At 71.1% G+C, this 13,056-nt stretch carries 13 protein-coding genes; 10 read left to right on the top strand and 3 right to left on the bottom strand.

What is annotated here, in order from left to right; translation table 11 throughout:
- The first annotated feature begins 20 nt into the window (after positions 1-20).
- The gene (locus A4W93_RS24005) at positions 21-1,496 is read left to right on the top strand and encodes a cryptochrome/photolyase family protein (RefSeq protein WP_085753012.1); all 1,476 of its coding nucleotides are present in this window, start codon (positions 21-23) and stop codon (positions 1,494-1,496) included.
- Positions 1,497-1,514: 18 nt separating this feature from the next.
- Here the strand turns inward: A4W93_RS24005 and A4W93_RS24010 are convergent, their stop codons facing one another.
- Positions 1,515-2,729 (bottom strand): acyltransferase family protein, encoded by a 1,215-nt coding sequence (locus A4W93_RS24010; RefSeq protein ID WP_085753013.1) that lies wholly within the window; start codon positions 2,727-2,729, stop codon positions 1,515-1,517.
- A 142-nt stretch (positions 2,730-2,871) separates the two neighbouring features.
- Here A4W93_RS24010 and A4W93_RS24015 point away from each other — a divergent pair, with 142 nt between their 5' ends.
- The 8 genes from A4W93_RS24015 (at position 2,872) to A4W93_RS24050 (ending at position 10,133) form a co-directional block, all read left to right on the top strand.
- Positions 2,872-3,270 (top strand): VOC family protein, encoded by a 399-nt coding sequence (locus tag A4W93_RS24015; protein ID WP_085753014.1) that lies wholly within the window; start codon positions 2,872-2,874, stop codon positions 3,268-3,270.
- A 47-nt stretch (positions 3,271-3,317) separates the two neighbouring features.
- Complete coding sequence (locus A4W93_RS29895; protein ID WP_157131763.1) at positions 3,318-4,133, top strand: helix-turn-helix transcriptional regulator; 816 nt, start codon at positions 3,318-3,320, stop codon at positions 4,131-4,133.
- 45 nt (positions 4,134-4,178) lie between these two features.
- Complete coding sequence (locus A4W93_RS24025; protein ID WP_257790081.1) at positions 4,179-4,391, top strand: type II toxin-antitoxin system VapB family antitoxin; 213 nt, start codon at positions 4,179-4,181, stop codon at positions 4,389-4,391.
- Between the two features lie 182 nt (positions 4,392-4,573).
- Positions 4,574-7,522 (top strand): LysM peptidoglycan-binding domain-containing protein, encoded by a 2,949-nt coding sequence (locus tag A4W93_RS24030; protein WP_085753017.1) that lies wholly within the window; start codon positions 4,574-4,576, stop codon positions 7,520-7,522.
- A 21-nt stretch (positions 7,523-7,543) separates the two neighbouring features.
- Positions 7,544-7,879 (top strand): hypothetical protein, encoded by a 336-nt coding sequence (locus A4W93_RS24035; RefSeq protein WP_085753018.1) that lies wholly within the window; start codon positions 7,544-7,546, stop codon positions 7,877-7,879.
- A gap of 176 nt (positions 7,880-8,055) precedes the next feature.
- Positions 8,056-9,135 carry an acyltransferase family protein gene (locus A4W93_RS24040; protein WP_085753019.1) on the top strand — a complete coding sequence of 360 codons (1,080 nt, stop codon included), beginning with the start codon at positions 8,056-8,058 and terminating at the stop codon, positions 9,133-9,135.
- Positions 9,136-9,168: 33 nt separating this feature from the next.
- On the top strand, positions 9,169-9,918 hold the full coding sequence (locus tag A4W93_RS24045; RefSeq protein ID WP_085753020.1) for a class II aldolase/adducin family protein: 750 nt from the start codon (positions 9,169-9,171) through the stop codon (positions 9,916-9,918).
- A gap of 23 nt (positions 9,919-9,941) precedes the next feature.
- Complete coding sequence (locus A4W93_RS24050; protein WP_085753021.1) at positions 9,942-10,133, top strand: 4-oxalocrotonate tautomerase; 192 nt, start codon at positions 9,942-9,944, stop codon at positions 10,131-10,133.
- Positions 10,134-10,143: 10 nt separating this feature from the next.
- On the opposite strand, the gene A4W93_RS24055 is transcribed toward A4W93_RS24050, so the two are convergent.
- Complete coding sequence (locus tag A4W93_RS24055) at positions 10,144-10,896, bottom strand: SDR family oxidoreductase (RefSeq protein ID WP_085753022.1); 753 nt, start codon at positions 10,894-10,896, stop codon at positions 10,144-10,146.
- A 96-nt stretch (positions 10,897-10,992) separates the two neighbouring features.
- Here A4W93_RS24055 and A4W93_RS24060 point away from each other — a divergent pair, with 96 nt between their 5' ends.
- On the top strand, positions 10,993-11,937 hold the full coding sequence (locus A4W93_RS24060) for an AraC family transcriptional regulator (RefSeq protein ID WP_085753023.1): 945 nt from the start codon (positions 10,993-10,995) through the stop codon (positions 11,935-11,937).
- An 8-nt stretch (positions 11,938-11,945) separates the two neighbouring features.
- On the opposite strand, the gene A4W93_RS24065 is transcribed toward A4W93_RS24060, so the two are convergent.
- Positions 11,946-12,971 (bottom strand): DUF695 domain-containing protein, encoded by a 1,026-nt coding sequence (locus tag A4W93_RS24065; protein WP_085753024.1) that lies wholly within the window; start codon positions 12,969-12,971, stop codon positions 11,946-11,948.
- Positions 12,972-13,056: the final 85 nt, after the last annotated feature.

Below are 13,056 nucleotides of genomic sequence, written 5' to 3' on the forward strand. Positions count from 1 at the left end.
TTCGGAGGTTTCCGCCCCGCATGCCCCACCGCGAACGCCCGCTCGACAAGCCCCTGCCGTCGGCCCTGGTGTGGTTCCGCCGCGACCTGCGCGCCGACGACCACGCCGCGCTGTACCACGCGCTGAAGGCGGCCCGGAAGGTCTGGTGCGTGTTTTTCCTCGACCGCGACATCCTCGACCCCCTGCCCCAAGCCGACCGCCGCGTGGAGTTCATCGTCGACAGCCTGCACGCGCTCGACGCCCAGCTGCGCGCGCTGAACCCCGAGGCCCGGCTGATCGTGCGCCACGCCCATGCGGGCACCGCCCTGCCGCGCCTGGCCGACGAGCTTCACGTGCAGGCGGTGTACGCCAGCCACGACGACGAACCCGCCGCGCTGGCCCGCGACCACGCCGTGCGCGGTGCCCTCGCGGAAATGGGCATCGCGCTGCACACGGCGAAGGACCATGTGATCTTCGAGCGCAACGAGGTGCTGACCGCCACCGGCAAGCCCTACAGCGTGTTCACGCCCTACAAGAACGCCTGGCTGAAGAAGCTGGAGCCGTTCTACCTGAAGGCCTACCCGGTGGCCCGTTACGCCGACGCGCTGGCGCCCCTGCCCGACGACGTGCCGGCCCACCTGCCCACGCTGAGCGGCATCGGCTTCGAACCCACCAACCTGCACGAGCTGGCGCTGGGCGCCGGCAGCGAGGGCGCCCAGGCCCTGCTGGCCGACTTCCTGCCCCGCATCGACCGCTACGACGTGGCCCGCGACTTCCCGTCGGTGAAGGGCCCGAGCTACCTGTCGATGCACCTGCGCTTCGGCACCGTCTCCATCCGCCAGCTGGCCCGCGAGGCCCACGCCCACCGCTCGAAGGGCGCGCAGACGTGGTTGTCCGAACTGGTGTGGCGCGACTTCTACCACCAGGTGCTGCACCATCATCCGCACGTGGCGGAGTCCGCCTTCAAGCCCGCGTACGACGCCATCAAGTGGGAGCGTGGCAAACACGCCGACACCCTGTTCGCCGCCTGGTGCCACGGCCGCACCGGCTACCCGCTGGTGGACGCCGCGATGGCCCAGATCAACCAGACCGGCTACATGCACAACCGCCTGCGCATGGTGGTGGCGAGTTTCCTCGTGAAGGACCTCGGCATCGACTGGCGCCGCGGCGAAGCGTACTTCGCCGAAAAGCTCAACGACTTCGACCTCGCCGCCAACAACGGCGGCTGGCAGTGGGCTGCCTCCACCGGCTGCGACGCGCAACCGTACTTCCGCATCTTCAACCCCATCACGCAGAGCGAGAAGTTCGACCCCGAGGGCAAGTTCATCCGGCGCTACCTGCCCGAACTGGCCGGGCTGTCGAACAAGGCGATCCATGCGCCGTGGCTGGCGCGCCCCCTCGAGCTGGCGGAGGCGAGGATCGTGATCGGGCAGGACTACCCGGCGCCCATCGTGGACCACGACGAAGCGCGGGCGAAGACGCTGGCGAGGTATGCGGTGGTGAAGGCCGGCGATTGACGAAGACCTGACGGGAACTCAGCCAGCGGGCAGGGGGACACCTTGGCGTTCGTCTCTGGCCTGGCGCTTGCCATTGAGGAGCAGCCCCACGGCCGTCGAGCGCACCAGCCAGTGGTAGCTGACCAGGCTGAGCGCCGTGGTGGCCGAGATGTTGACCAGCATCTTCACGCCCGCGGGCAACGGCAGGCCGAACAGCAACGCGCCGAAACCGATCGTCATGGGCATGTGGACCAGGTACACCCAGTAGGAGCTTTCGGCGAGGTAGCGCATGACGGGACTCGGCCGTCCGAGATGGGCCACGAACACGCCGATGAGGGCAAAGCTCCAGCACCATGCAGCAGCGTTGTACGCGAAGGAAAACGCCCAACGGGTCCCCATCGGCAGTGCGTGGCGGGACTCGGCGGGAACGTGTTCGAGCACCATGCCGGACACCAGGAACAACACCAGCCCCGCGCCGGCGTACCACGGCCAACGCCGCACGCAGTGCGCCAGCAGCACCTGCCGGTGCGCGTACAGCGCCAGGCCGAACACATAGAAAAGACCGTTGTGCGCCCATTCCATCCAGGGCGGCAGGAAGGCGTTTCCGGGTTGGACCAGCCCCGAGCCATACCGGACACCGATGCTCGCCAGCACGGCCGCCAGCAAGGCGATGCCCCATGGCGTGGGCCCCAGGGCCGCCAGCCACCGCCCCACCGCCGGCGCGACGGTGGGAGCGGTGCGTTGCAGCACCGCCTGCATCAGCGGCGTGAGGAGGCTGAGCCACAGCAGCAGCCACAGGAACCAGAGGTGCAGCGTATGGAGTCCCTCATGCGCGGATGTCCCGCCTGCAGCAGATGCCAGGCCGAGGTCCAGGCCCCACGTGCCGCGGGCCATGCGGTGCATGAAGAGCAGCGCCAATGTGGAGCAAGCGACGAACAGCGGCGGCCAGAACACAGCGAACGGCAGGGCCAGGCGGCGAAGCCGGTGGCGCACGGTCGCGGCCAGCCCCCGCTGCGTCATCAGCATGGCCACGAAGAATCCGGCCAGGATGAAGAACACGGGCATGCGGAAGGCATGGATGAAGGCGACCAGCACGTCGGCCGCGGGCGTGGTCCTGTCGTCGCGCCAGGGCAACAGCTGAGTGCCGGTCATGTGGATCACCGCCACATGCAGCACGATGCCGAGCCACATCATGGCGGCGCGCAGGTTGTCGAGTGCGTGGAGCCTTTGCGGGCCGCCGTCTCCGTCGGTCATTTTCCTGTCTCCCTGTCTTTGTAGTGCGACGGACTCTAGCAGCAGTCCGAATGAGCGGATCGGCACCGAACTTGATCGACCGCGGCAAGGCACGAGGCGCCTCGCTTCCTACACTGGGCACCATCAACCACGAGGAGCGTCCATGTTCAATCACATCGTCATCGGCACCAACGACATCGAGCGCGCCCGGCGCTTCTACGACCAGGTCCTGGGGGTGCTGGGCGCCGGCGGCGCCATGCCGCACCAGGCGAAGTCCGGGCACCACCGGCTGTTCTATCGCCACGACGGCGGCACGCTGGGCATCGCGCAACCCATCAACGACGAGCCCGCGACCATCGCGAACGGCGGCACCATCGCCTTCCGCTGCACGTCGCCCGAGCAGGTCCATGCCTTCCACGACACGGCCGTGGCGCAGGGGGGTGTCTCGATCGAGGAGCCTCCCGGTCTGCGCACCGATTCGCTGGGGCAGTTCTACCTGGCCTATGTCCGCGACCCGGACGGCAACAAGCTGTGCGCCGTCCATCGCCCCCGGCCGGCTTGAGCGCCGTGCCGTTGCCGCCGGGCGCCCGGCTCGCCCGGACCTTGCACGTGAGGCCGGCCGTGGGCATGGCCGCCCACGTGATGCAGGGGGAAGGGCTGGAGATCGTGCGCATCCGCGTCGATCGGCCGGCGCTGATCCGCGTGGACCGCGGCATCAAGACGGTCAAGCCGGCGCGCGGTCCCGCCGTGCGCGTCCTGCCCGGCCAGGCGCTGCTGCTGGCCGGGGGACAGACCGTCGACTTCCACAACCGCATCACCGATGGCGAGCGCTACGAAGCCCGCTGGCTGATGTTCAGCGGCACCGTGCTCGCGGATCCCTACTACCTGGCCGCCACGGAGCGCATCTCCCCGGCCGATGCGGGGCTCCCTCCGGCACGCGCGTTGCGGGGCGTGCCGGCTGGCCTGGAGGAGGCGTTCGAGCGAGCACGGAGCGGCCTGGCGCCGGACCCGTCGCGCCCCGATGCGGTCGTGCGCCAGCAGCTGCTCGAAGTGGCGCACTGGCTGCTCGCGGAAGGCCTGGTGCTGCGCGTCCCGGCGGACGACGCGCGCATCTCGGGCCGCATCCGCGCCATGCTGTCCACGCAGCTGGACGGCGACTGGAGTTCGCCGGCCATCGCGAAGGCGCTCGCCATGTCCGAGGCAACCCTGCGGCGCCGCCTCTCGGTCGAGGGGATCACGCTGCGGGAGCTGATCGCCGACGTGCGCATGGCCTCCGCGCTGATCCTGTTGCAAGCCACGTCACGGCAGGTCAGCGACATCGCACTGGCCGTCGGCTACGACTCGCCGTCGCGCTTCGCGGTGCGCTTCCGCGACCGCTTCGGTTTTGCGCCCACCGCGGTGCGAGGTCATGCCCGAGGCATGTGACCTCGGCGAGCAACCGGCGTACGATGCATCGGCCAGTCACAGCGGATCAACGTCGTCCGAACCCCTCTCGAGATCGACGAACAGCTGATGAAGGACGCATTGCGTGCCACCCGACTGAAGACCGAGCAAGACGTCGTCGAACTCGGTCTGCGGACACTGTTGAAGTTGCGCTTGAGATCGCAGGAAGACATCAAGCAGTTCCGCGGGAAGCTGAAATGGGAAGGCGACCTGGACGCCATGAGGGCCGACGCGCCCTGAGCCCGTCCGCCAGGAATCCATCATCCGACGCCTGCCTCGCACCGCGCGCAGGCCCTCCCAACCTCGGGTCGACCCCAGCCCCGCCATACCCGACCTCGGGCCGCCCCGAGCTTGTGACCGGACTCCCCCCTGCTTAACGTGCCGCCTGCGCCGAAGAGGTCGGCGTGTTGGAGGAGTTCCCGATGTTGCCCGATGCCGTTCGCCGTTCGCCCGTCGCTGCCCCGCCCCCGCCGCCGCCGCCGCCGCCTCCTCCTGCGGCACCCCCGGCCCGCCACGTCGAGCACAAGGTCCAGCGCGGCGAGTCGATGGCCGAGATCTCGACGCGCTACCGCACCACGCCGGAGCAGCTGAAGGCGGCGAACCCCGACATCCAGGACCCCGACCAGCTGCGCATCGACCAGACGGTGCGTGTGCCGATCGGCGAAGGCTACGGCGTCGAACCCATCGAGCGCGAGGTCAAGCCCGGCGAGACGCTGGCCGACCTCGCCGCGCAGTACCGGCAGCCGCCGGTCGAGCTGGCCCGCGCGAACCGCCACAACACGGGTGGCACGCAGGAGCCGCTGGTCGTCGGCCAGAAGGTGTGGATCCCCGGCACCCGCTCGCCGGACGTGACCCCGACCGGCCCCGCGCCGTCGCCGCTGGAGGCCAAGGTGCAGGCCACCGACGCGGCCGCGCAGCGTGTGGCCGAGGCGCAGCGCCAGTACGACGACATGAACGCGTCCACCCAGGGCCGCGGCGCCGCGATGCCGTGGCTGCAGGACAACCTGAACACGGCCCGCAAGGGGCTCGACACCGCGGTGCAGTCCGAGATCGCGCAGCGCGCGGGTCCGGGCGCCACCGACGCGGCGTGGAAGACCGCGGCCGACACCGTGTCGGCCCGCTACGCCAACGACCCGGCCACCGCCGCGCCGGTCGACGCATCCATCAAGAAGGTCACGCTGGACCGCCAGACCCAGGCCATCGTCGACACCGCCAAGGCCGCCGGGGATCCGCAGAAGGCGATGCAATCGCTCAGCGACCAGTACGCCAAGGCGCCGGCCGAGGTGCAGGACGCCCTGCGCATCCACGACGGCGCCCGAGCCGTGATCGACGACGCCGCGAAGTGGGCGCTGGAGCCAGTGCAGGGCAAGCCCGACGGCAGCATGGGCCCGCAGGCCCCCGGCCGCGAGGCGATGGAGCGCCTGAACAAGCTGACCGAGACCCTCGACCCGGCCCTCGCCGGCCGCGTGGTGCTCGCGGCCACGCCGGGCATCGAGCAGTACGTGCAGCGCTACCAGGGCGAGTTCGGCGGCCAGCCGTTCGGACCCGACGGCGTGTCGAACCTCGTCACCACGCTGGGCCGCGTCGCCGACGCGCCCGGTGGCGCGACCGCCATCGACCGCATCGCGAAGCTGGGCATCTGGGACTACGGCGGCATCAGCAACGCCATCGGCCAGGGCGCCAACCCCGCCTATGCGCTGGCCCTCGCGAAGCAGCCCGGCGTGGACGCCACGATGGTGCTCGACGCCGTGCAGGGCGGTGTCTCGGCCTTCCGCCAGAAGACCGAGGACGACGTGAAGGCCTACGGGGCCCACATGGAGGAGCTGTCGTGGCTCGTCGCGAACCACGGCGGTTCGATGACCACGCAGCAGCTCGACCAGGCCATCGCCGACTACAAGAAGGACAAGGGCCAGGCGTGGGCGGACCAGGCCGAGGCGCTGCGCCGGAAGGTCGCCGACGACGGCGAGAAGCTGCTGGAGCAGATGGCCTCGTTGAGCCCGCTGCCGTCCGAGCTCGCGAGCCATCAGGGTCAGGTCGACAAGACGCTCGAAGCCGCGCTGTCGGATCCGGCCGCCCAGGTCGCCATCGAGAACGCACTGCAGACCCGCCCCGAGATCGTCACCGGTGAACGCGGGCAGCGGCTGCTGGAGTTCGTCAACACCACGCCGCTCGCGGTGAGCGCGAAGGTGAGCGACCAGGTGCGCAAGCTGTCGCAGGAACTCGCCACGGCCCACGTGAAGGCCACGGTGATCGGTGCCATCGGCCCCGACTTCGACCCGAAGAACCCGGCCAGCGTGCAGCGCGCGACGAACGCGCTGGAGAGCCTGCGCAGCAACACGCAGTGGGCCAAGGCCATGGGCCTCGAAGGCCAGGCGCTGAACAAGACCATCGACGCGTTGAAGAACACCGTGCCGGCGGCCGGTGAATCGGCCGACGACGTGGCCAAGCGCCTCACCGCGCTCGACAGCCAGCTCGACGGCCTGAAGGGCTTCGACAAGTCGACGTTCAAGGGCCAGATGCTGCGCGGCGTGGGCCTCGCCCTCGCCGGCGTGGGTTTCCTGTCGTCCGTCGACAAGGCCCAGATGGACCCCACGCTGAAGAACCAGCTGAAGGTCGTGATCGACGCCGCGGGCCTCGGCCAGAAGGGCTTCGAGCTGTATGCCGGCCTCACCGGTGCATCGTCGTCATCCACTGCCGGGCGCCTGGGCGGCGCCTTCGCCAGCAAGCTGCTCGGCGGGTTGACCGCCGGCATCGACGCGTGGAGCTCGGCGGAGTCGTTCGCGAAGGGCGACATCCCGTCGGGCATCCTCTACGGCGTGGGCGCGGGCGGTGGTCTGCTGGCGGCGCTGGGCACCGGCAGCCTCGCGGGCCCGATCGGCCTCGGCCTCGTCGTGGTGTCCGCCGTGGGCCTCGCGATCTGGAACGGCACGAAGGAAGCCAACAAGCACGAGTTCGACAGCGACGGCGGCGCCTCGATGCGCTTCCTCGAACACGCGGGCTTCGACGCCGAGGCGTCCCGTGCGCTCGTGGACCACAGCGGCGACGGCCACAGCACGGTGCCGCTGCTGGAGCAGTACGCGCGCACCCAGGGCCTCGACCTCTCCGACCCGGCGGACCACGGCCGCTACGTGCAGTGGGTCAACGACATGCCGGCCGAGAAGCTCGCCGCGCTGCGCGACAGCCTGCACCGCACGGCCGACGAGTTCGAGGGCGATGCGAGCCGCTTCAAGGCCACCGCGGACGACGACAAGTGGGTGGTGCCCGACACCGCCCAGCGGCCGTGGTTCGCCGCGTCCGGCGCCGCGCAGCCCGAATCGGCCGCGCAGCTGAACGCCGTGCTGGCGGTGCTGGGTGTCCCACCGCTGACATGATCGCCGGCTGACAATCCGGGCATGGAAACCACCTGCCCGCACTGCGGCCTCGACGCCGTCTCCGCCTGGCGCAAGCTCGCGCTGGGACCTGCGTCGACGGCGAAGTGCCGCCGCTGCGGCCTGAAGGTCTCGGCGGCGGTGCCTCAGGCGCTGCTGTCGTTCGTGCCGTGTGTGGTGGCCGTCGCGGTGGTGCTGTCGGGGGTCGTGCGTGGCACGGGGCCGCTGATCGCCATCGGGGCGGGCGGCTGGGTGTTCACGTCGGTGCTCTACCTCGTGTGGGTGCCGCTGGTGGCGCGGCAGGTGACACGGCAGGACGCGGTCGCAGCCGCGAGGGCCGCCGCAGGACACCGGACCTGACCTCCCCGCACCGGTCATCCCGGCGAACGCCGGGATCCACCGCAGGCCAGGCGCGCCACTCGACCCGTGGGCCCCGGCGTTCGCGGGGGTGACGCGCCTGCGGGGCAGTGCGCGCCGCCCTACAATCGACGGCTTTGCCCGCCGCACCGCCTTGCCGGCGCCCGGTACCGCTGCTCATGTCCGCCCCGTCGCCCCGCCTGCTCCACCTCGATGCCCTCAAGGCCCTGGCCGCCCAGGCCATCGTGTGGCACCACCTCGTGAGCTACGGCCCCATCGCCGACACGGTGCAGGAACTGATGCCGGAGGTCACCGACCTGCTGTTCCACCACGGCCGCATGGCGGTGCAGGTGTTCCTCGTGGTCGGCGGTTTCCTCAGTGCCCGCGCCCTCGCGCCGCGCCGCGAAGCGCTGCAGGGCTCGCTCGCGCAGGTGGGCCTGCTGATCGGGCGCCGCTGGCTGCGGCTCGCGCTGCCCTTCTTCGCCGCGGTGCTGCTGACCCTCGGCTGTTCCGCGCTGGTGGCCGACTGGCTGCCGGACCTCGTGCCCCACTCGGTGGGCCTGGCGCAACTGCTGTCGCATGCGCTGCTGCTGCACGGCGTGCTGGGCCACGAGTCGCTGACGGTGGGCGCCTGGTACGTGGCGATCGACCTGCAGCTGTTCGCGCTGTTGCTCGGCCTGCTGTGGTGCGCGGGGCGGTTCCGGCGGTCGAGGTGGATGGCGCCGGTGCTGGTGCTCGCGGCGGTGGCGGCCTCGCTGTGGGTCTTCAACCGCGACCCGTCCCTCGACAACTGGGCGCCCTACTTCTTCGGTGCCTACGGCCTCGGCGTGCTGGTGCACTGGCTCAGCGCCAGCCGCTGGCGCGAACGCTGGCTGGCCCTGCTGTGCGCGATGGTGCTGGCCGCGCTGGCCCACGACTTCCGCGGCCGCATCGCGCTCGCGCTGGTGACGGCCCTCGTGCTCGCCTTGCTGCAATGGCGCCACCAGGGCGGCCGCCCGCTGCTGCCGGCCGGGCGGCCTGCCGCACTGCTCGGGCACCTCGGCACCCACTCGTACGCCCTCTTCCTCGTGCACTTCCCCATCTGCCTGCTGGTCAACGGCCTGTTCGAGCAGAAGGACCCGACGCAGCAGGGCGCGGCGCTGATGGCCATCGTCAGCGCCTGGCTGCTGAGCAACGCCGCCGCGGTGCCGTTCCACCGCTGGGTGGAGCGGCCGGCCGGACGCCTGCGCTGGCCGCGCTGGGGCCTGCAGCGGGCCTGACGTTTCTGCACAATGGACGGTGAGGACTCCACCATGCCGACCCGACCTGCCCCACGCACCGAAGCCGAGGTGCGCACCGACCTCGCCGCCGCCTACCGCCTCGCGGCCCTGGCCGGCTGGGACGACACGATCTACACGCACCTGTCGGCCGCCGTGCCCGGAGAGCCGGGCGTCTACCTGCTGAACGAGTTCGGGCTGGGCTTCGACGAGGTGTGTGCGTCGAACCTCGTGAAGGTGGACGTGCGAGGCCGCGTGGCCGACGGCACGGGCCGCCGCGTGAACCCGAGCGGCTTCGCGATCCACGGCGCCATCCACGTCGCGCGTCCCGACGTCGAATGCGTGATCCACCTCCATGCGCCGTGGGGCGTGTCGCTGTCGATGCTGCCGGACGGCCTGCTGCCCACGTCGCAGTGGGCCATGCGCCTGCACGGGCGCCTGGGCCGCCATGCCTACGAAGGGCTGGCGCTGGGCGCCGAGGAGCAGCAGCGCCTCGTGGCCAACCTCGGCACGCTCGACGGTCTGATCCTCGAGAACCACGGCACACTGACGGTCGGCCGCTCGGTGGCCGAGGCCTTCCTGCTGATGCACATCCTCGAACGTGCCGCCCGGGCCCAGCTGCGCGCGATGGCCGCGACGGGCGGCCGGGTGCTCACGGCGAACCCTGATCTCGCCGCCCTCACCCACCGCCAGTGGGTGGGCGACGGCACCGAGCGGGACGGCGATGCCGAATGGCCCGCGCTGCTGCGGCGCGCGGACCGGCTGTCGCCGGGCTTCCGCGATTGAACCCACCCTGAAAGGACCCCTTCATGCCCACCCTCCGCGTCGAACTCTTCGAAGGCCGCACGCCCCAGCAGAAAGCCGAACTGGCGAAGGAACTCACCGAGGCCTGCGTGCGCGTGCTCGGCGGCAGCCCCGACGCCGTCGACATCCTGTTCTTCGACGTGGCGAAGCAGGACTGGTCGACCGGCGGGGTGATGTGGAGCGACAAGGGGAAGTGACCCGACCGGGTCACCGGCCCGCCAACGCCAGCGCGTCCGCACCGGCCGGCGTCCGCATCGGGGCCGACGGATCGGTCACCGCGTGCCACACGGCCTCGGCCACGTCGGCCGCGTGCGTGACCGGTGTCGAGGTGTCCCGCACCGCCGCGAACACGCGCTCGCGGAAGTCGCTGTACGCCCCGTGGTCGCTGCCCTCCATGCGGCGGCGGGCGTTGTCCCCGAAGCTCGTGCCCGGCGCGCGGCCCGGCAGCACCAGGCGCACCCGCACGTCGAACGGGGCCAGTTCCAGTGCCAGCGATTCGGTGAACGCGTTCACCGCCGCCTTGCTCGCGGTGTAGACCGCCAGCAGGGGCAGCGGCAGCAGCGTCACGCTCGACGTCACGTTCACGACCACGCCCGACCGCCGGAGGCGGAACTGCGGCAGCACCGCCTGCGTCATCGCGATCGTGCCGAACGTGTTGGTCTCGAAGAGGTCGCGCACGCCGGCGAGCGTGATGCCCTCGACCGGCCCCAGCCAGCCCACGCCGGCGTTGTTGACCAGCGCATCGAGGGGTCCGGCCGCATCGATGCACCGGGCGATGCTCCCGGGGTCGGTGACGTCGAGCGGCAGGATGCGGATGCGGTCGGACCGCGGCAGCACGTCCTCGCGCGGCGTGCGCATCGTCGCGACGACACGCCAGCCCTGGTCGGCGAAATGCCGCGCGGTCTCCAGGCCGAAGCCGGACGAACAGCCGGTGATCAGGACAGTGGACGGGTGGGACATCGGGAAACTCCTTCAGGGGGTGGAGCCTGAACGATAGGCAGCGGCCGCCGGACTGACTACACTTCAGAGTCCTTGGTTTTGTCGAAAGCGTCCGGCATGGTGGACCCGCTGGCCGAAGTCGTGTCCCTGCTGCAACCCACCGCGCCGTTCTCGAAACTGGTGGTGGCGTCGGCGCCCTGGGCGGTGCGGCGCGCCGACACCGGGCGTCCCTTCTACTTCGTGGTGCTCGAAGGCGGCTGCCGCCTGCACGTCGACGGCCCCTCCGGCGGCGCCTCGATCCCGCTCGACGGAGGCGACTTCGTGCTGATTCCCGCCGCCCGCGGTTTCGCCACCTCCAGCCGGGACCGCGAGCCTCCGCGTGAAGGCGAGGCCGTCACCACGCCGATCGCCCCCATGCCCGGTGGTGCGCGCGTCGGTGACCCGAACGGGCCGGTGGACGCGCGCCTGCTCGTCGGCCACTGCGTGTTCGGATCCCCCGACGCCGCGCTGCTGGTGTCGCTGCTGCCGCAGTGGATCCACGTGCGCGGCGATCACCGCCTGTCGATGCTGGTCCAGTTGGTGGGCGAGGAATCCCGCGCCGATCGGCCCGCGCGGGACATCGTCCTGGCCCGGCTGCTCGAGGTGCTGCTGATCGAGGCCCTGCGTTCGGCGGCCGGCACGGCGGGTTCCGCGGGCCTCGTGCGGGGCCTGGCCGATTCGAGGCTCGCCCTGGCGCTTCGGTGCATGCACGAGCGGCCCGGCGCCCCCTGGACCATCGACGAACTCGCGCGCGAGGCGGCGATGTCGCGCTCGGCCTTCTTCGAGCGGTTCAGCCGCACCGTGGGCGTCGCCCCGATGGCCTACCTGCTGGCCTGGCGCATGGCGCTCGCGAAGCAGCTGCTGCGACAACGGGAACTCGCCATCGCCGACATCGCAGAACGTGTGGGCTACAGCACGGTCAGCACCTTCGGCGTGGCCTTCACGCGGCACGCGGGCATGCCGCCCGGCCGCTATGCCCGCACCGCGGCCGGCGACCCGGGCGAAGCGCCCGCGGCCGCCTGACGCGCCCCTCAGTTGCCGTAGATGGCGAACTCGAAATACCGCGACCAGGCGGGATCGAACTCGACGTCCAGCGTGTCCGCGGCGATGCCGTCGCGCGACAGCAGCGGCGCCAGCGCCGCGCGCGCGCGCTCCACGTCGGCGACGTAGTACACGGCTCGCCGGCGACCGCCCCGCGTGACCACGAGCGTCAGGATGCCGAGGCGGGACTGCTCGAGCACGGTGGCCGCCTGGTCCTGGAAGGCGTGGGCCGCCGACAGGGCGTCGCTGTCGGGCACCGGCAGGTCGAGCGTGAGCGCATGCACGAGGTCGGCCCGCATGGCCACCGCGTTCGCGCTTCGGTTGATGCTCACCACGAGGGTGTCCACCGCGTCGTCGTTGTTCGCCTGGAGGGTCACGCCCGACCATTCGTACTCGCCGTCGGGGAAGTCGCCGGTGCGCCCCAGCACGTCGCGCCAGTGCGCGTCGAACACGCGGGCGAAACTCTCGAGCGGTGTCCATGGCGCCTCGAGGTCGGGCACGTCGTCGGTGAAGTCGACCGCGCCCACCTTCACGGCGAAGTCGTACTCGCCGAGCACGTGGTCCAGCAGGATGTACGCCATCTGCTGCGCGTGGTCCTGCATGTCGTCGGGCACCTCGACGTCGAAGCGGATCTGCAGCGCGATGCGGCCGTCGTCCTCGCCGCAGGCGACGAGCAGGTCGCTGGTGTCGAGCGAGAAGTCGCCCATGCGGATGCCGAACTCGCCGTTCTTCGTGCGTTCGCGGAAGGCGCGCACGGTGTGGTGCTCGAGCGGCGGCGCCTCGGCCACCAGCTGCAGCAGCAGCGGGAAGCGCTCCAGGTCGCCGTGGGCCGTGGCGGTGATCTCGTGCACGGCATCGCTCTCCTGGCCCTGCACCTCCAGCGCGAGGCCACTCACGTGGCGCTCGAGGATTTCATTGGCGCGTTCGACCCGCTCGCGCAGCGGACGGGACTTGAGTTCGTCCTCGGCCAGGAGGAAGGCTTGCCAGAAGGCCTGGATTTCGGGGGAGACCGCCATGGGGTTCGGGTGTGCGTGTTCGGACAGGTGAGCAGTATTCCAGAAGTGGGCGGCGCGCTCGCAGGGCTCGTCGTCCCGAGGGCCG

Source organism: Piscinibacter gummiphilus, assembly GCF_002116905.1.
Classification (GTDB): Bacteria; Pseudomonadota; Gammaproteobacteria; order Burkholderiales; family Burkholderiaceae_C; genus Rhizobacter; species Rhizobacter gummiphilus.

What these genes read in the sequence shown, in the direction of transcription:
- A4W93_RS24005 (WP_085753012.1), top strand. Translation starts at nt 21, where the DNA reads ATGCCCCACCGCGAACGCCCGCTCGACAAGCCCCTGCCGTCGGCCCTG.
- A4W93_RS24010 (WP_085753013.1), bottom strand. Translation starts at nt 2,729, where the DNA reads ATGACCGACGGAGACGGCGGCCCGCAAAGGCTCCACGCACTCGACAAC.
- A4W93_RS24015 (WP_085753014.1), top strand. Translation starts at nt 2,872, where the DNA reads ATGTTCAATCACATCGTCATCGGCACCAACGACATCGAGCGCGCCCGG.
- A4W93_RS24030 (WP_085753017.1), top strand. Translation starts at nt 4,574, where the DNA reads ATGTTGCCCGATGCCGTTCGCCGTTCGCCCGTCGCTGCCCCGCCCCCG.
- A4W93_RS24035 (WP_085753018.1), top strand. Translation starts at nt 7,544, where the DNA reads ATGGAAACCACCTGCCCGCACTGCGGCCTCGACGCCGTCTCCGCCTGG.
- A4W93_RS24040 (WP_085753019.1), top strand. Translation starts at nt 8,056, where the DNA reads ATGTCCGCCCCGTCGCCCCGCCTGCTCCACCTCGATGCCCTCAAGGCC.
- A4W93_RS24045 (WP_085753020.1), top strand. Translation starts at nt 9,169, where the DNA reads ATGCCGACCCGACCTGCCCCACGCACCGAAGCCGAGGTGCGCACCGAC.
- A4W93_RS24050 (WP_085753021.1), top strand. Translation starts at nt 9,942, where the DNA reads ATGCCCACCCTCCGCGTCGAACTCTTCGAAGGCCGCACGCCCCAGCAG.
- A4W93_RS24055 (WP_085753022.1), bottom strand. Translation starts at nt 10,896, where the DNA reads ATGTCCCACCCGTCCACTGTCCTGATCACCGGCTGTTCGTCCGGCTTC.
- A4W93_RS24060 (WP_085753023.1), top strand. Translation starts at nt 10,993, where the DNA reads ATGGTGGACCCGCTGGCCGAAGTCGTGTCCCTGCTGCAACCCACCGCG.
- A4W93_RS24065 (WP_085753024.1), bottom strand. Translation starts at nt 12,971, where the DNA reads ATGGCGGTCTCCCCCGAAATCCAGGCCTTCTGGCAAGCCTTCCTCCTG.